This window comes from Streptomyces spiralis, assembly GCF_014654675.1.
Classification (GTDB): Bacteria; Actinomycetota; Actinomycetes; order Streptomycetales; family Streptomycetaceae; genus Streptomyces; species Streptomyces spiralis.
In genome coordinates this window covers 114,681-130,437 of the sequence record NZ_BNBC01000014.1, presented here as the reverse complement: position 1 = coordinate 130,437, position 15,757 = coordinate 114,681, and the positions used below count along the sequence as shown (strand labels likewise).

Annotated in this window: 17 protein-coding genes; 10 read left to right on the top strand and 7 right to left on the bottom strand. The window is 74.1% G+C overall.

The window, feature by feature from the left end:
- Nucleotides 1–238: 238 nt before the first annotated feature.
- The 3 genes from IE318_RS16905 (at nucleotide 239) to IE318_RS16895 (ending at nucleotide 2,886) form a co-directional block, all read left to right on the top strand.
- Entirely contained in the window at nucleotides 239–958 is a 720-nt protein-coding gene (locus tag IE318_RS16905) for a DUF4232 domain-containing protein (RefSeq protein ID WP_189901170.1), read from the top strand.
- Nucleotides 959–1,049: 91 nt separating this feature from the next.
- Nucleotides 1,050–2,300 (top strand): SLC13 family permease, encoded by a 1,251-nt coding sequence (locus IE318_RS16900; RefSeq protein ID WP_107473324.1) that lies wholly within the window; start codon nucleotides 1,050–1,052, stop codon nucleotides 2,298–2,300.
- Nucleotides 2,301–2,358: 58 nt separating this feature from the next.
- The gene (locus tag IE318_RS16895) at nucleotides 2,359–2,886 is read left to right on the top strand and encodes a universal stress protein (RefSeq protein WP_189901167.1); all 528 of its coding nucleotides are present in this window, start codon (nucleotides 2,359–2,361) and stop codon (nucleotides 2,884–2,886) included.
- Nucleotides 2,887–2,917: 31 nt separating this feature from the next.
- On the opposite strand, the gene IE318_RS16890 is transcribed toward IE318_RS16895, so the two are convergent.
- The 4 genes from IE318_RS16890 to IE318_RS16875 all read right to left on the bottom strand — a co-directional run bounded on the left by IE318_RS16890 (nucleotide 2,918) and on the right by IE318_RS16875 (nucleotide 7,616).
- Nucleotides 2,918–5,053, bottom strand: coding sequence for an RICIN domain-containing protein (locus tag IE318_RS16890; protein WP_189901165.1), 2,136 nt, complete (start codon nucleotides 5,051–5,053; stop codon nucleotides 2,918–2,920).
- A 181-nt stretch (nucleotides 5,054–5,234) separates the two neighbouring features.
- The gene (locus tag IE318_RS16885; protein ID WP_189901163.1) at nucleotides 5,235–6,203 is read right to left on the bottom strand and encodes an aldo/keto reductase; all 969 of its coding nucleotides are present in this window, start codon (nucleotides 6,201–6,203) and stop codon (nucleotides 5,235–5,237) included.
- 55 nt (nucleotides 6,204–6,258) lie between these two features.
- Entirely contained in the window at nucleotides 6,259–6,861 is a 603-nt protein-coding gene (locus IE318_RS16880; RefSeq protein ID WP_189901161.1) for a flavoprotein, read from the bottom strand.
- An 80-nt stretch (nucleotides 6,862–6,941) separates the two neighbouring features.
- Entirely contained in the window at nucleotides 6,942–7,616 is a 675-nt protein-coding gene (locus IE318_RS16875) for an FMN-dependent NADH-azoreductase (protein WP_189901159.1), read from the bottom strand.
- A gap of 68 nt (nucleotides 7,617–7,684) precedes the next feature.
- Between IE318_RS16875 and IE318_RS16870 the strand changes: the two genes are divergently transcribed.
- Nucleotides 7,685–8,611 carry a sigma-70 family RNA polymerase sigma factor gene (locus tag IE318_RS16870; protein WP_189901157.1) on the top strand — a complete coding sequence of 309 codons (927 nt, stop codon included), beginning with the start codon at nucleotides 7,685–7,687 and terminating at the stop codon, nucleotides 8,609–8,611.
- A gap of 36 nt (nucleotides 8,612–8,647) precedes the next feature.
- Here the strand turns inward: IE318_RS16870 and IE318_RS16865 are convergent, their stop codons facing one another.
- Both IE318_RS16865 and IE318_RS16860 read right to left on the bottom strand, forming a co-directional pair.
- Nucleotides 8,648–8,848, bottom strand: coding sequence for a ferredoxin (locus tag IE318_RS16865; protein WP_030172474.1), 201 nt, complete (start codon nucleotides 8,846–8,848; stop codon nucleotides 8,648–8,650).
- 13 nt (nucleotides 8,849–8,861) lie between these two features.
- Nucleotides 8,862–10,070 carry a cytochrome P450 gene (locus tag IE318_RS16860; protein ID WP_229903553.1) on the bottom strand — a complete coding sequence of 403 codons (1,209 nt, stop codon included), beginning with the start codon at nucleotides 10,068–10,070 and terminating at the stop codon, nucleotides 8,862–8,864.
- A 299-nt stretch (nucleotides 10,071–10,369) separates the two neighbouring features.
- On the opposite strand from IE318_RS16860, the gene IE318_RS16855 reads away from it, so the two are divergent.
- Together IE318_RS16855 and IE318_RS16850 are read left to right on the top strand one after the other, a co-directional pair.
- On the top strand, nucleotides 10,370–11,002 hold the full coding sequence (locus IE318_RS16855) for a LysE family transporter (protein WP_189901153.1): 633 nt from the start codon (nucleotides 10,370–10,372) through the stop codon (nucleotides 11,000–11,002).
- A gap of 150 nt (nucleotides 11,003–11,152) precedes the next feature.
- Nucleotides 11,153–11,602 (top strand): nitroreductase family deazaflavin-dependent oxidoreductase, encoded by a 450-nt coding sequence (locus IE318_RS16850; protein WP_030172465.1) that lies wholly within the window; start codon nucleotides 11,153–11,155, stop codon nucleotides 11,600–11,602.
- A 94-nt stretch (nucleotides 11,603–11,696) separates the two neighbouring features.
- Here the strand turns inward: IE318_RS16850 and IE318_RS16845 are convergent, their stop codons facing one another.
- A complete protein-coding gene (locus IE318_RS16845) occupies nucleotides 11,697–12,698 on the bottom strand; it encodes a cation diffusion facilitator family transporter (protein WP_373311204.1) in 1,002 nt (333 codons plus the stop codon).
- A 156-nt stretch (nucleotides 12,699–12,854) separates the two neighbouring features.
- On the opposite strand from IE318_RS16845, the gene IE318_RS16840 reads away from it, so the two are divergent.
- From IE318_RS16840 to IE318_RS16825, 4 genes are all read left to right on the top strand, one after another.
- On the top strand, nucleotides 12,855–13,874 hold the full coding sequence (locus tag IE318_RS16840) for a glutathione S-transferase family protein (RefSeq protein WP_189901150.1): 1,020 nt from the start codon (nucleotides 12,855–12,857) through the stop codon (nucleotides 13,872–13,874).
- 27 nt (nucleotides 13,875–13,901) lie between these two features.
- Nucleotides 13,902–14,231 carry a DUF4235 domain-containing protein gene (locus IE318_RS16835; protein WP_030172456.1) on the top strand — a complete coding sequence of 110 codons (330 nt, stop codon included), beginning with the start codon at nucleotides 13,902–13,904 and terminating at the stop codon, nucleotides 14,229–14,231.
- A 33-nt stretch (nucleotides 14,232–14,264) separates the two neighbouring features.
- On the top strand, nucleotides 14,265–15,224 hold the full coding sequence (locus IE318_RS16830; protein ID WP_189901148.1) for an NADP-dependent oxidoreductase: 960 nt from the start codon (nucleotides 14,265–14,267) through the stop codon (nucleotides 15,222–15,224).
- Between the two features lie 137 nt (nucleotides 15,225–15,361).
- On the top strand, nucleotides 15,362–15,742 hold the full coding sequence (locus tag IE318_RS16825; protein WP_189901146.1) for an anti-sigma factor antagonist: 381 nt from the start codon (nucleotides 15,362–15,364) through the stop codon (nucleotides 15,740–15,742).
- Nucleotides 15,743–15,757 lie beyond the last annotated feature (15 nt).

Genomic DNA, 15,757 nt, shown 5'->3' with positions numbered 1-15,757 from the left:
TCCGGCGGGTCCCCGGCGCCGCAGGAGACTCCGGCGGGTACCTGCCCCCGTACGGGTGAACGGCACCCGGCCCGGAAACGGGAATGCATCAGGTGCCCGGCACAGGAGTCGGGTCCACGGAGGAAATGCGCGCCACACCGCGAACTTTCCGCCTCGACCGTGCATCGGACACCATGTCGGCGCACCAGGCGCCGGACGCACGCCCGACCGCGTGCGACGAACTCCAGGAGCGTGGAACATGGCGTACACCTCCCCCTCCCGCCACCGCACGGCGCTGCTCGCGAGCTCGGTCGCCGTGCTGGGCCTGCTGACCGCGTGCGGCAACGGCACCGGCACGGCCAGTCCCCCGCAGAAGGTGCCGGGCACCGCCGCGCCCGCGACCGGTGGCCCGACGACCGGCGCGCCCGCCACGAGCACCGCACCGGGCAGCGCGCCGAGCGGCACCACCACCGCCCCGGAGGGGACCGCGACGCACCCGGGCTCCTCCTCGCCCTCGGCCGGCGGCGACTCCGGTTCGGGCACCGGCACCACGGCCCGCGGCACCCGCTGCCACACCTCCGAGCTGAAGGCGACCGTGGGCCGCAACGACCCCGGCGCCGGCCAGGAGAACTTCCCGGTCGTCCTCACCAACACCTCCGGCCGCACCTGCACGGTGCACGGCTATCCGGGCGCCGCCTTCGTGGACGCCTCCGGCCGGCAGCTGGGCCCGGACCCGAAGCGCGAGTCGGGGACGCCCAGCACCGTGACGCTGCGGCCGGGCGCGAGCGCCTGGGCGGGCCTGACCTTCTCCAACCCCGGTGTGAGCGGCGCGCGGACGGCGACGCCCGCCTCGCTGATCGTCACGCCGCCCGACGAGCGCGACCACCTGACGGTGACCTGGACGGCCGGGCAGGTTCCCGTGGGCGGCAACGCCTCCTCGGTGTTCCTCACGGTCTTCAGCCCCGGCACCGGCCCCTGACGCGCACCGGTCCTCGCACGTCTGCCCGGATCCCCCGCGGACGTTTGCTTTGATGTGCGGGCACCGTTGATCGCGTCCGGAGGAACGAGTCCTGAACACCCCGCTCGCAGAGGCACTGTCCGTAGCCCTGCTCGTCGCCGTCCTCGCCTGGGCCGTCATCCGCCCCTTCGGCCTGCCCGAGGCGGTGATGGCCGTCCCCGCCGCCGCCCTGGCCGTCGCCACCGGCGCGATCTCGCTGGACCACGCCCGCGCCGAGGCGGAGCGGCTGGGGCCGGTGGTCGGGTTCCTGGCCGCGGTCCTGGTCCTCGCCCACTTCTGCGACGTCGAAGGGCTGTTCCAGGCGTGCGGGGCGTGGACGGCCCGCTGGGCCGGGGGCCGTCCGGTACGGCTGCTGACGGCGGTGTTCGCCCTGGCGTCCGCGATCACCGCGGTGCTCAGCCTGGACGCCACCATCGTGCTGCTGACCCCGGTGGTGTTCGCCACCGCCGCCCGGACGGGCGTGCGCCCCAAACCGCATGTGTACGCGTGCACGCACCTGTCCAACACGGCGTCGCTGCTGCTGCCCGTCTCCAATCTGACCAACCTGCTGGCGTTCGCGGCGAGCGGACTGAGCTTCACCCGGTTCGCCGCGCTGATGGCGCTGCCGTGGCTGGTGGCGATCGGCGCCGAGTACGTCGTCTTCCGCCGCTTCTTCGCCCGCGACCTGGCCGCCGCGGCGCCCGCGCCGGCCTCCGGGGAAGCGCCCGAGCCACCGCTGTTCGCACTGGTCACGGTCGTCTGCACACTGGCCGGGTTCGTCGTGACGTCCACGTTCGGCGTCGATCCGGTGTGGGCCGCGCTGGCGGGTGCGCTGGTGCTCGCCGGGCGCGCGATGGCGCGCGGCAAGGCCGGCGTGGCCACCGTGGTCCGGGCCGCGGCACCGGCCTTTCTGGCGTTCGTCCTGGCCCTGGGCGTCGTCGTGCGCGCGGTGGTGGACAACGGGCTCGCCGACGCGCTCGGGCACGTCCTGCCCGCCGGCACGGGGCTGCCCGCGCTGCTCGGGATCGCGGCGCTGGCCGCCGTACTGGCCAACCTGATCAACAACCTTCCGGCGGTGCTGGTCCTGCTGCCGCTGACCGCTCCGGCCGGGCCGGGCGCCGTGCTCGCCGTGCTGCTCGGGGTGAACATCGGGCCGAACCTGACCTACGCCGGGTCGCTGGCGACCCTGCTGTGGCGGCGGATCGTGCACCAGCACGAACACGGCGTGGACCTCAGGGAGTTCACCCGGCTCGGTCTGCTGGCCGTGCCGTCGGCACTCGTGCCCGCGGTGGTGGCACTGTGGGGGGCGCTGCGGATTCTGTGAGTTCCCGTCAAGGGCCCGGCACGCCCGGGTGGGCGGAAAGGCTGAGGGAGGCCGTCGTATGCGAGTGATCGCCTGGCTGGTCGAGGGCACCTGGCCCGCCTGTGTGGACGCGGTGCGCAGCCATGCGCCCGAAGCGTCCGACGTGGTGCTGCTGCATGTCAGCGGGCCGGAGGTGCCCGGCGTGGCGCACGGGGCGTTCGCCGGGCTGCTCGGCCGGGGCCGTCCCGAGCGGGATCCGGGCGACCGGGTGGCGGATCTGGAGGCCACGTCGGGGGCCGAGCTGCTGCAGGCCGCCGCGGCCCGGCTCGGGCGGCCGTGCACCGAGGTGGAGCGGGCCGGACGGGTGGAACGCGAGGTGGTGGCGGCGGCCGAGGACGCCGATCTGCTGGTGCTGGCGCGCGACGGGGACCGCGAGCGACTGGGCCCGCACAGCCTGGGGCCCGCCGTACGGTTCGCCGTCGACCACGCGCCCTGTCCGGTGCTGCTGGTGTGGCCGGAGGCGGCACCGGACCTCACGACCCTGCCCCCGCCACCGCCTTCGGAGCCCCCGCCGCCCCCGCCGCCGGGGCCGCCCCGGCATCGCTGAGTGCGTCGGAAGGCCCCGGCCGTGACAGCGTTCAGCGGCCGGGCGTCCGGTGCGCCGACGCACCGCCGTCCGGGACCCAGTCGGCCACGTCCATCTGGAGCTCCGGTGCGGCGGGGTCGATCGTCCAGCGCTGGGTGTCGCTCCGGGCGCGCGTCTTGAGGACGAGGGCCCCCGCACCGTCGGTCGCGGCGGGGGTCAGGGCCAGATCCTGGTCGAAACGCGGGACGAGGGTGCCCTGGAGCGTGAAGTCGTAGCGAACGTTCCTTGCGCCCGGGGCGGAGGCGCCCGGGCACGAGGCGAGCTGGACGGACCAGCCGAGGTGGGAGTCCAGGCACAGGCCGGGCGCGGCACCGCTGCGCAGCAGGCCGTCGCTCTCGTACGCCCACTGCTGACCGGGCGCCGAGGAGCAGGTCGTCAGCTCCGTCTCCGCACCCTTGACGGCCTTGCCGCCTACGACGCCGACGCACAGCCCGGAGGCGACGTTGTGCAGCCGTCCCCGCAGGCTGCTCTTGCCCGCCCCGCCCGCGCCGGCCCACGAGGATCCCGGGCTCGATCCGGGGTTCGCGGTGCCCGACGAGGGGCCGGGCGTGCCGGAGGGCTGCCGGCCGGGGCCCGAAGCGTTGTCGTCGCCGGAGCCGAGCACCGACCACAGGGCCAGGGGCAGCACGACCAGTCCGCTCACCGTCGCCACCGCGATGGCGAGGTTGCGCCGGCGGACGGCACGCCGGGCGGCCCGGTGCGCCGACCGGCGGGCACCGGAGGCGCCCGCCGTGTCCCGCCCGGGAACGGCACGCGAGGCGGATCCGGACTCCGCGCCGGAGGCGCCGGGCGGGACGAAACTCTCCGTGGCCGGCCGGGCTCTGTGGCGGGCCCGGCCGAACGGCACGAACGCGTCCCACTGCCCCGAAGCGGGCCCGCCGGACGAATCCATGCCCGCGCCCCCAGCACCGGTCGGGACATCGGCGCCCCCGGCGGTCCGGGCACCGCGGCGGGCCCGGTCGAACAGCGCGAACCCGTCCGGCCGCCCCGAGGCACGCCCGCCGGACGACTCCGCCCCCGCAGCCCCAGCGGCAGGCGGGACAGCGGCAGCCTCGGCGGGCCGGGCGCGGCGGCGCCCCCGGTCGGACGGCGCGGGCCTGGCCGGTCGCCGCAGGGCGGGACCGCCGGGCGGGACGGTGCCGAAGGCGTCGCCTCCCGACGGGGTCATGCCCGGCCTGCCGGACGAGCCGAACCCTTCGGCTCCGGCCGAGGCGCCGGGCGGGGCGGTCGTGAAGTCCTCGCCGCCGACGAAGGCCGTGGACGGTGGGGGCGTGAGTGACCCGTCCTCGGCGGCCGGTGCGGCTCCGGCGGCGCGGCTCTCCCGGTACTCCCGCGCGCCCCAGCCCAGCACGCCTTCGGCGAGCGCCGTGCCGAGGCCGTCGTCGAACCGCGCCAACTGGTCGGCGGTGTACCGGCAGTGGGTGCATCGGGCCAGGTGCTCGCGCAGGTCGGGGTCGATGTCGACACCGCCGCGCCGCCAGGTCACGTCCAGCAGCCGGAAGTAGCGCAGGCAGTCCTGTTCCGGGGCGAGGTCGCGATGGGCCTGGAGGCACTCCTCGCGCAGCCGCTCCCGGGCGCGCCGGAGTCCGACGCGCGCGTCCTCCTCGTCGGTGCCGAGCAGCCGGGCCGGCACCGCGAGGGGCTCGGCCTCGACGTCGGCGTGCCACAGCAGCGCGCGGGCCGTCTGGGGCAGCCGCTGGAAGGCCTGGGAGAGCAGGCGGCGGTCGGCGGGCGGCAGCAGCCGGGCGGCGATCCGGTCGTCCGCGGCGGCCCTGAGCTCGGGGTGCAGCATCTCCCGCCGGTGGTCGGCGGCCCACTCGGCGGCGATACGGCGCACGGTGATCAGCAGTTGGGGCCGCCAGGCGGCCGTCGGTCCGGCCTGACGCAGCGTCTGCCCGAACAGCCGGGTGAAGGAGGCGGTGGTCAGCATGCCCGCCGGGTGCGGGCCGTCGGTGCACAGCCGGGCGTAGGCGAAGGCCGCTTCCCAGTGCCGGTCGAGCAGTTGACCGACGGGCCGGAGCGCGGGTGTGGCACCGGTCCACTTGCTCAGTTCCGTGCTCAGCTGCTGGTCCGTCGCGTCGAACGGGCCGGGCGGTTCGGGGGAATGGGACAGGCCTGGGTCTTTCACGGCTGGTCTTCCTCCGGGCCCATCGTCCGCGCGCCGACAGGGCCACACCTTTGCACAGGTCAGCGCGGAGCAACAAGGGATCACACGGTCTTCCGCAAACGCCCCTGGTTTCTGCTCAGTCGACCGCGCCGGCGCACGCGGTGGGCCGTGGCGCCGCACGGCCCACCGGGGAGCTACGGCCTCAGTGACCGCTGACCTCGTGCGGAGTGTAGGGCCGCTCGAGTTCCTCGATCTCCTTGTCGCTCAGCTCCAGTTCGACGGCGGCCACCGCGTCCTGGAGGTGCTGCGGCTTGGACGCGCCGACGATCGGCGCCGTCACCGTGTCCTGGTGCAGCAGCCAGGCGAGGGCCACCTGCGCGCGCGGGACGCCCCGCTCCCCGGCGATGCGGGTCACGGCCTCCACGATGGCGCGGTCGCCCTCCGGGTAGAGGCGGCTGCCGAAGGCGTCGCTCTCGCTGCGGTGCGTGGTGGTGTCCCAGTCCCGGGTGAGACGGCCGCGCGCGAGCGGGCTCCAGGGCAGCACGCCGACGCCCTGGTCCGCGCACAGGGGCAGCATCTCTCGCTCCTCCTCGCGGTAGAGGAGGTTGTAGTGGTTCTGCATGGAGACGAAGCGGGTCCAGCCGTGCAGCCGGGCCGTGTACTGGGCCTTGGAGAACTGCCAGGCGTACATCGAACTCGCCCCGATGTAGCGGGCCTTGCCCGCCTTGACGACGTCGTGGAGCGCCTCCATCGTCTCCTCGACCGGCGTGTGCGGGTCCCAGCGGTGGATCTGGTACAGGTCGACGTAGTCGGTGCCCAGGCGGCGCAGGCTGTGGTCGATCTCGGTCATGATCGCCTTACGGGACAGGCCGCCGCCGTTGGGGCCCGGCCGCATCCGTCCGTGCACCTTGGTGGCGAGCACGATCTCGTCGCGGCGGGCGAAGTCGCGCAGCGCCCGGCCGACGATCTCCTCGCTGGTGCCGTCGGAGTAGACGTTGGCGGTGTCGAAGAAGGTGATCCCGGCCTCCAGGGCCTGCCGGATCAGCGGTCGCGACGCCTCCTCGTCGAGGGTCCACTCGTGCGTGCCGCGGTCGGGCAGACCGAAGGTCATGCAGCCCAGACAGATCCGCGACACGTCCAGGCCCGTCGAACCGAGCTTCACGTACTGCATCGTTGCTGCTCCTGCCTTCCGGATGGTCCTCGATCAGAGCGTAGGCCGTGGCCGATCATGACGGCGGACCGTGCCGCATGCCGGACTCGGCCGGGCGGGGTCCCCGGGGCCGCGGGAACGCCTCGAGCAGATCCAGCGCCCGCTCCCAGGCGAAGTCCGGCCGCCCGCCGCCCTCTTCGGCCTCACCGGAGGCGGCCTCCCCGAAGCGCACTCCCATGGCGCGCAGCCGTACCAGGCTCTCCCGGTAGGCGGGGTGGGCGGCCAGTGTGTCGGCCACGCAGGGCAGGACGGCGACCGGGACGCCGAGGCCGTACGCCTCGCACAGGGTGGCGAGCGCCAGGGTGTCGGCGGTCCCGGCCGCCCACTTGTTGATCGTGTTGAAGGTGGCGGGCGCCACGGCCACGGCGTCCGGCGGCGGGAACGGCCGCGGGTCGCCGGGGCTGCGCCAGGCGGACCGGATGGGGCGGCCGGTCAGCCGCTCCACCTCGGCGGTGTCGAAGAAGCCGCCCAGGGCGACCGGCGTCGCGATGACACCGACCTCCCAGCCGCGCGCCTGCGCGGCGGTGACCAGCTGCCCGACGCCGGAGGCGATGCCCGCGGCGCAGACGACGACGTACAGGAAGGGTGTCTTCACGGGCTCCCCGGCGTGTTCCGTCACCCGGCCGACCCTACTCAACCGCCCGCGGCCGCACAGGCGGGCGGTGGCCGGACTGAACCTCCGCGGACAGGCGCCGGGGCTCAGGCGGCGGCCAGGGTCCGGACCTGTTCCCGGGCCGCGGCGAGCGACTGCCGCGCCAGGTGCTCCAGGCCGGCGAGGTGCGGCAGGACGTCGACGCGGGTCAGTTCGGCGGCGATCAGGTGGAGGTGGCCGGGGGCCACGCCCAGGTTGCCCCACCAGGCCTTCAGGTACGGCGTCTGGAAGTCGAAGGACTCCCGCGGGGTGCCGGGGCCGTAGCCGCCGCCGCGGGCCATGACCGCGACCACCCGGGTGCCGCCCAGCAGGCTCTCGCCGGTGTCCGGGTCGGCGAACGCCCCGGGGAAGGTCACCCGGTCGATCCACGCCTTCAGGGACGCGGGCACCGAGAAGTTGTACATCGGGACGCCGAGCAGCACCGTGTGCGCGGAGCGCAGCTCGGTGATCAGGGGCAGGGTCAGGTCCCACTCCCGCTGCTCGGCGGGGCCCTCGATCAGCGCGGGCACCTTCGAGGGGGGTACGAAGCCCTGGCGCTCCACCCTGCGGCCCAGGGTGGTGTAGGCGGCGGTGAGCGGTGGCACGGGGGCGGCGGCCAGGTCACGGTGGCGGTACTCCGCCGTGCCGTGCCGCTCCCGCCACACGCGTACGAAGTCGGCGGTCAGCCGGCGGCTCACCGAGTCGGCGGTCGCGTCGGCGCTGGAGTCGATGTGCAGCAGCATGGAAGGGTCACCTCGATCGTGTCCGGTTCGTCAGTGGGGTGACGGAGCACGGCACGGAAAGGTGACCCATGGACCTCTTGGCGGGCGACGACGAACTGGCCCGGCGGTTCGAGGAGCGGCGCGCGCACCTGCGGTCGGTCGCGTACCGGATGCTGGGCTCCCTCAGCGAGGCGGACGACGCCGTGCAGGAGACCTGGCTGCGGCTGGGCCGCACCGGCGCGGACGGCATCGACAACCTGTCCGGCTGGCTGACCACGGTCGTCTCCCGGGTCTGCCTGGACATGCTGCGCTCCCGTGCGGCGCGTCGCGAGGAGCCGTACGGGCACGAGGCTCCGGAGGAGGCGGGCCCCGTCGAGGGGCGGGCGCCCGAGGAGGAGGCGCTGCTCGCCGAGTCGGTGGGCGTGGCCCTGCTGGTGGTGCTCGGCACGCTGAGCCCGCTGGAGCGGGTGGCGTTCGTGCTGCACGACCTGTTCGCGGTGCCCTTCGACCGGATCGCCGCGGTCGTGGACCGCTCGCAGCCAGCCGCGAAGAAGCTCGCCAGCCGGGCCCGGCACAAGGTGCGGGGCGCCCCGGCGGCCTCCGGTGCCGAGCTGGAGCGGCACCGCGGGATCGTGGAGGCGTTCCTGGCCGCCGCGCGGGGCGGGGACCTGGGCGCGCTGCTGGAGGTGCTCGCCCCGGACGTGGTGCGCCGGGCGGATCCGGCCGCCCTGCCGGCCGGAGTCCCGGCGGAGCTGCGCGGGGCGCGCGCGGTGGCCGAGGGCACGGTCGCGCTGCGCCACCGTGCCCGGTTCGCGGCTGTCGCCCTGGTCGACGGCCGGGTCGGCGCGGTGGTGGCGCCGCACGGCCGGCTGCTGTTCGCCCTGGCCATCGCCGTCCGCGACGACCGGATCGCCTCCTACGAGGTGATCGCCGCGCCGGAACGGCTGCGCCTGCTGCCGCTGGCCGTGCTCGACGTGCCGGGCGCGGACGCCGCCGTCATTCCGCCGAAGCGGTGACGGCGACGTCGCTCCGCCGACGCGGTGACCGTGGCGTCAGTCCGCCGGTTCGGTGACGGTGATCGCGCCGACGGGGCAGGCCCGGGCGGCCTCGCGGACCATCGGGTCGCCGCCGCCGTCCTCCTTGCCGGGCAGCAGGGTGCTGAAGCCCTCGTCGTCCTGGGTGAACACGTTCGGGGCGGCCAGTGCACACTGGCCGGCGCCGATGCAGCGGTCCCTGTCGATGTCGATGCGCATGGCGGTACGCCTCTTACCAGCTCACGGGGAGTTCGAGCATCCCCTGGATCGTGTCGCCGGGCTTGAAGGGAATCTCCTCCGGCGGGGCGGCGAGCCGGAGGGTGGGCAGCCGTCGGACGAGGCTGCCCAGGGCGATCTCCAGCTCGGTGCGGGCGAGGTTCTGGCCGAGGCACTGGTGGATGCCGAAGCCGAAGGCGATGTGGTGGCGGGCCGGTCGGTGGAAGTCGAGGGTGTCGGGGGCGGCGTAGACGTCCTGGTCGCGGTTGATGACGGAGGTGGAGAAGACCACGCCGTCGCCGGCCCGGATCGTCGTGCCGGCCGCCTCGATGTCCTCGGTGGCCACGCGCAGCAGTCCGTCCGCGATGGACAGCAGCCGCATCAGTTCCTCCACCGCCGCCGGGAGCAGCGCGGGGTCGGCGCGCAGCTCGGCCAGCCGCTCGGGGTGCTGGAGGAGGGTGTACGTGCCGAGGGAGATCATGTTGGCGGTGGTCTCGTGGCCGGCGACGAGCAGGATGACGGCCATCGCGAGCAGCTCCTCGCGGTCCGGCCGGCCCTCGCGCCGCTGCTGCTGGACCAGGTCGTCCAGCACGCCGTCGCCGGGGTTCTTGCGCTTGCGGTCGATCAGGTCGCCCAGGTACTCCTCCAGCCGGTTGCGCGCGTCCTGGGTCTCCTCGGCGTCCTGGCCGCGCAGCAGCCGCCGTGACTGCTCCTCGAAGAACTCGTGGTCGGCGTAGGGGACGCCGAGCAGCGCGCAGATCACCATGGACGGCACCGGCAGCGCGAACGCGCCGACCAGCTCCGCGGGCGGGCCCTGGGCGATCATCGCGTCCAGCAGTTCGTCGACGGTGCGCTGGATCCGGGGCCGGAGCTCGGTGGCGCGTCTGAGGGTGAAGCTGGGGATCATCATGCGCCGCTGGGTGTGGTGCTCGGGGTCGTCGACGCCCAGGAGCGCGGTCCTGCGGTCCTTGACCGCCGCGAAGCGGGGCGTGGTCATGGGGAAGCCGTCGCGGTTGCGGTCGGTGGACAGGCGCGGGTCGGTCAGCAGCTCGCGGGCGAGCGTGTGTCCGGTGACGAGCCAGGCCGGACGGCCGTCGTAGAGGGTGACGCGGGCCAGTGGGCGGGTGGCGCGTACCGGGTCGTAGCCGGCGGGCGGGTGGTAGGGGCAGGTGCGGTCCTGCGGGAAGGCGACGGGCTGGGACGGTCGGGTGGTCGGGTCCGGCATGGGAGACCTCGCAGACGAAGGGTGCGTCGTGCCGATCTCCATTGGATGCCCGAGGCATCCATGGGGCGACGCGAAGTTCGGCCAGATCGGTGACCTGCGGGATCTGGCTGGGAAGCGTCTCTTCCGCTTCATAGACAGGTTGCCTCGTTCATAAACAAGTTGCCTCGGCAGACCCCGGTCCCGCAGGATCCGGCCATGTCCACGATCGACGTTTTCCCGCTGCCTCTGTCCGCCGCCGCCGTCCCGGCAGCGCGCCGACAGCAGCCCGGCCGTCCCTGGAGGCCCGGTCCGCCGCGAACGTGACGGCCGCGCTCGTCGCGGGGCTGGTCGCGGGCTACGGCATCGCCGTGCCCGTCGGCGCCGTCGCGACCCTCCTCGTCTCCCTGACCGCTCGTACGTCCCTGCGGACCGGTGCCTGCGCCGCACTCGGCGTCGCCACCGCCGACGGTCTCTACGCCCTGCTGGCCGCCCTCGGCGGCACCGCCCTGGCCGACGCGCTGCGGCCCGTCCTGGTGCCGCTGCGCTGGGCGTCGGCCCTGGTCCTGGCCGCACTGGCGGTGCGGGGCACGGTCGCCGCCGTACGGCAGCACCGGCAGGGCCGGCGCACCGCCCGCTCCGTCGCTCCCCCACCCGGCCCCGCACGGGCCTACCTGGCGCTGCTCGGGATCACCCTGCTCAATCCGACCACGGTGATCTACTTCGCGGCGCTGGTCGTCGGCGGTGCCGGCGCCACGGACACCGTGCCGCTGCTGGAGCAGGGGGTGTTCGTCCTGGCCGCGTTCGCCGCGTCGGCGAGCTGGCAGCTGCTGCTGGCCGGGGGCGGCGCCCTGCTCGGCCGGGCGCTCACGGGCCGGCGGGGGCGGCTGGTCACCGCCCTGGTCTCCAGTGCCGTGATCATGGCACTGGCGGTGCGCACGGCGGTGTCTCCGTGAGCCGGCGCCGCGCGGCCCCGCCTGGCGCGATACGGTGCGCGGGCGGCCGCCGCGGCCCGCCGGATCGGACCGAGGGGGACGGCGTCCTCGCCGCCGGTGTTGAATGACGGTGCACGAACCGTCACAGCACGCGACGAGAGGACGTACGCCATGCCTCTTGAGGGCGAGTACGAGCCCAGCCCGGCCGGCTGGGTGCGAGAGCAGGTGGAGCTGTACGAGAGCTCCGGCGGCACCAAGGGGACCACGCTCCTGGACACGGGGCTGCCCGTGATCCTGCTGACCACGCGGGGCGCGCGCAGCGGCAGGCTCCGCAAGACGCCGCTGATGCGGGTGGAGCACGACGGGCGCTACGCCGTGGTCGCCTCGCAGGGCGGCGCGCCCAAGCACCCGTTCTGGTACTTCAACCTGAAGGCCGACCCCCGGGTGGAACTCCAGGACGGTCCCGTCAAGCAGGACATGACGGCCCGCGAGGTCACCGGCAGCGAGAAGGCCGAGTGGTGGGAGCGGGCCGTCGCCGCGTATCCGCCGTACGCCGAGTACCAGACGAAGACCTCGCGGGAGATCCCGGTCTTCGTGCTGGAGGCCGCGGAAGGGCACTGAACCGGTCGGCCGCCGTCCGGAGGACGCCGCCCGCCGTCCGGGAGAAATCCGGGCCGGGCAGGCATGGAGCGGCGGCCTTCCGGGCAGCGGTCCTTCAGGCCCCGCCGCGCTCCCCCGTCGCGGCGGGGCTCTCGCGTGCCTCATCGGCCGACCGGTCGGTCACGTCGAGGAAGATCTGTTCGGCCTCGGGGACGGTGCGGGCGATCGAGCGCTTGATGCGCATCGCGACCTCCTCGACCCGTTCGCTGTCCAGACCGGGCACCAGGTCGACGCGGGCCGCCACCAGCAGCGAGTCCAGGCCCGTCTTCATGGTGAACAGCGCCTCGACGCTGTCGATCTCCGGCTGCGCCCGCAGCAGGCTGCCGATGCGGCCGCTCAGCTCCGGGTCCGCCGCCTCCCCGATCAGCTGGTCGCGCGCGTCGCGGCCGAGGCGGTAGGCGACGTAGACGAGCAGCGCGCCGATCGCGAGCGAGGCCGAGGCCTCCCATACGACCTGCCCGGTGACCATGTGCAGCGCCATGCCGAGGATGGCGAGGGTGACGCCCAGCACCGCGGTGCCGTCCTCGGCGACGACCGTGCGCAGCGCCGGGTCCCGCAGCCGGCTCGCGCCGCCCTGCCCGCGCACCTGGTGCAGCGCCCGCAGCAGCGAGATCCCCTCGGCGAGCAGGGCGACACCGAGCACGATCAGGCCGACCAGGTAGCCGGTGAAGTCCTCGTGCGCGCCGTTGCGCAGGGCCTCGACGCCCTGGAAGAACGAGAAGCAGCCGCCCATGACGAAGATGCCGACGGCGGCGAGGAGCGACCAGAAGAACCGCTCCTTGCCGTAGCCGAAGGGATGGCGCCGGTCGGCGGGGCGGCGGCTGCGGCGCAGCGCGGCGAGCAGGAAGATCTCGTTGAGGCTGTCGGCGACGGAGTGGGCGGCCTCCGACAGCAGGGCCGGCGAGTGCGCGAGGAGACCGCCCACGGCCTTGGCGGCGGCGATGACCAGGTTCGCCGCGAGCGCCACCAGCACGGTGACGCGGGTCCTGCGGTCCGAGGCCGGTCCGGGGCCGCCTCCGGTCGGGCGCCGGGTGGCCCTGTGCTCCTTCGGGTGGATCTCGCGTGTCTTCCCGGGTGTCCCGCTCACGCTGGCCGACTGCCCCCGTCGGCACGGCTCACACCGTGCCGTCGGCGGATTTCGGGGAACGTGTCCACCAGGACACCCGCGCGCCAGGTGTCCGGCAGGACACTCGTGCGGCAGAAGGGACGAGGCATGAGCGAGGGCGGCGAGGGCAACCGTGCGTACGGCCACAAGGCCTTCAAGCGTTCGAAGAGCCACTTCGCGGACCGGATCACCGCCGACGGCCAGGACGGCTGGCCGGTGGAGTCGGGCCGCTACCGGCTGGTCGTCAGCCGGGCGTGCCCGTGGGCGAGCCGGGCGCTGGTCGCGCGGCGGCTGCTCGGGCTGGAGGACGCCCTGTCCCTGGCCGTCGTCGATCCCATCCAGGACGACCGGAGCTGGCGCTTCACCCTCGACCCCGGCGGCCGGGACCCGGTGCTGGGCATCCGCTACCTCAGCGAGGCCTACGACCGGCGGGAGACCGGCTATCCCGGCGGGGTGAGCGTGCCCGCGATCGTGGACGTGCCGAGCGGTGCCCTTGTCACCAACGACTTCCAGCAGATCACCCTCGACCTGGCCACGCAGTGGACCGAACTGCACCGGCCCGGCGCACCGGACCTGTATCCGCCGGAGCTGCGCGACGAGATCGACACGGTGACGGCCGAGGTGTACCAGGACGTCAACAACGGCGTCTACCGGGCGGGCTTCGCCACGAACCAGGAGGAGTACGAGGCGGCGTGCGCGGGCGTGTTCCGGCGACTGGAGCTGCTGGCCCAGCGGCTGGCGGGACAGCGCTATCTCGTCGGCGACACGATCACCGAGGCCGACATCCGGCTGTTCACCACTCTGGTGCGTTTCGACGCCGTGTATCACGGACATTTCAAGTGCAACCTGTGGAAACTGGTGGAGAATCCGGTGCTGTGGGCGTACGCCCGCGATCTCTACCAGACGCCCGGGTTCGGCGACACCGTCGACTTCGACCACATCAAGCGGCACTACTACCAGGTGCACACGGGCATCAACCCGACCGGCATCGTGCCGCTCGGGCCCGAGACGTCCGGCTGGCTGACACCGCATCACCGCGAGGAGCTCGGCGGCCGTCCCTTCGGCGAGGGCACGGCACCGGGTCCCGTACGAGACGGCGAGGAGGTCCCTCCCCAGGGCAGGGCCTGACCGAGCTATCCGCACAAGGAGACACAGGTGGCCAAGAAGAAGAAGCACAAGCTGTCCCTCGCCTACCAGCCCGTCGGCTTCGTGCTGGGCTGGGCCGGTGGTTCGCTGGCCGGGATGGCGTTCCGCGCCACGTGGAAGGCCATGCGGCACGAGGACGACGCGCCCGACGCCCTCGACCGGGACCGGCGCTGGGGGGAGATCCTGCTGGCCGCGGCGGTGCAGGGCGCCATCTTCGCCATGGTGCGCAGCGCCGTGGACCGCGCGGGCGCCAAGGCCATCGAGCGCTCGACCGGCGTATGGCCCGCGAAGGAGGCCACGAAGAAGGCGGAGAAGAAGAGCGGGCGTGGGCGCGACTGAGCCGGCGCGCGGAGCCGGGCGGGCTGGTCCACCATGGGCGAGGTGAACACCGTGAAGACGATGCGTGCCATCAGCCAGGACGTCCTCGGCGGCCCCGACGTGCTGAAGGTGACCGAACCGGAGCGCCCCGCGCCGCGGCCCAACGAGGTGCTCGTCCGGGTGCGGGCCGCCGGAGTGAATCCCACCGACTGGAAGCACCGCGCCACGGGCGGCTTCCTCGGCGAGCCGCCGTTCGTCCTGGGCTGGGACGTCTCCGGCGTGGTCGAGGAGACGGGCGTCGGCGTGGCCCTGTTCCGGCCCGGTGACGAGGTATTCGGCATGCTGAGCTACCCGTTCGGCCACGGCTCGCACGCCGAGTACGTCACCGCCCCGGCCCGTGTCTTCGCGCCGAAGCCCGCCGGGATCGACCATGTCCGGGCGGGCGCCCTGCCGCTGGTCTCGCTGACGGCGTGGCAGGCGCTGGTGGAGCGGGCCGAGGTGCGCGCCGGGCAGCGGGTGCTGATCCATGCGGCGGCGGGCGGCGTGGGCCATGTGGCGGCGCAGATCGCCAAGGCTCGCGGCGCGTACGTCATCGGCACCGCGAGCGCGGGCAAGCACGACTTCCTGCGCGGGATCGGCGTGGACGAACCCCTCGACTACCGCACGACCGACTTCGCCGAGGCCGTGCGCGACGTCGACGTCGTGCTGGACACCATCGGCGGTGAGACCGCCCTTCGTTCGCTGCGGGTGCTGCGGCCGGGCGGGGTCGTGGTGTCGATCATCCCGATGGGCTCCGACGACTTCTACGAGGAGGCCGAGCGGCTCGGCGTCCGGGCGGTCCGGATGCTGGTCGACGCCGACCACCACGGGATGCGGACGATCGCGGGCCTCGTCGAGGAGGGGAAGCTGAGCGCCACGATCGCCGGTACGTTCCCGCTGGCCGAGGCGGCCAAGGCGCACGAGCTCGGCGAGACCGGACGCACCACGGGCAAGCTGGTTCTGGTGGTCGACTGACCTCAATTCGCAGACATATGTCAATCGAACATGCTGGAATTCCCTCCAACGAGGGTAACTTGCTGAGCGGGGGCGGGTGTTGGTTCGGCTGAACCGCACCCCCGCAGCAGCGGAGTCCGGTGGGAGGCGAGGTCGTCGTGGGGAACGAACGCGCGCCATTCACCCGGCATCTGCGGGTCCGCCGGGAGCGCGGGCACACCGTGCTGGAGCTCCACGGTGAGATCGACATCGCCGCGGCGGTGGAGATCATCCCGTACCTGGACCGGATCACGGCCCGGCCCGGGGCACGGGTGGTGATCGACCTGAGCGGGATCGACTTCTTCGACTGCTCCGGGCTGCGCCTGCTCTACCGGGCCCGGGCCCGGCTCCTCGACGGGGGCGGCGAGCTGCGCCTGGTGTGCGCGCACCCGCTGACGCTGCGCGTGCTCAAGGTCACCGGCCTGTCCCGGCTGCTGCCGCCCCGCCCGACGCTGGACGCGGCTCTCGAACAACCCGAGGCCGCGTCGGGCCCGGTGTGACCGCTGCGGATCGTG

Excerpts from the sequence above, each read along its gene's own strand:
- IE318_RS16905 (WP_189901170.1), top strand. The coding sequence starts at position 239 with ATGGCGTACACCTCCCCCTCCCGCCACCGCACGGCGCTGCTCGCGAGC.
- IE318_RS16895 (WP_189901167.1), top strand. The coding sequence starts at position 2,359 with ATGCGAGTGATCGCCTGGCTGGTCGAGGGCACCTGGCCCGCCTGTGTG.
- IE318_RS16885 (WP_189901163.1), bottom strand. The coding sequence starts at position 6,203 with ATGCAGTACGTGAAGCTCGGTTCGACGGGCCTGGACGTGTCGCGGATC.
- IE318_RS16875 (WP_189901159.1), bottom strand. The coding sequence starts at position 7,616 with ATGCTGCTGCACATCGACTCCAGCGCCGACGCGACCGCCGACTCGGTG.
- IE318_RS16870 (WP_189901157.1), top strand. The coding sequence starts at position 7,685 with ATGGACCTCTTGGCGGGCGACGACGAACTGGCCCGGCGGTTCGAGGAG.
- IE318_RS16865 (WP_030172474.1), bottom strand. The coding sequence starts at position 8,848 with ATGCGCATCGACATCGACAGGGACCGCTGCATCGGCGCCGGCCAGTGT.
- IE318_RS16860 (WP_229903553.1), bottom strand. The coding sequence starts at position 10,070 with ATGCCGGACCCGACCACCCGACCGTCCCAGCCCGTCGCCTTCCCGCAG.
- IE318_RS16850 (WP_030172465.1), top strand. The coding sequence starts at position 11,153 with ATGCCTCTTGAGGGCGAGTACGAGCCCAGCCCGGCCGGCTGGGTGCGA.
- IE318_RS16840 (WP_189901150.1), top strand. The coding sequence starts at position 12,855 with ATGAGCGAGGGCGGCGAGGGCAACCGTGCGTACGGCCACAAGGCCTTC.
- IE318_RS16830 (WP_189901148.1), top strand. The coding sequence starts at position 14,265 with ATGGGCGAGGTGAACACCGTGAAGACGATGCGTGCCATCAGCCAGGAC.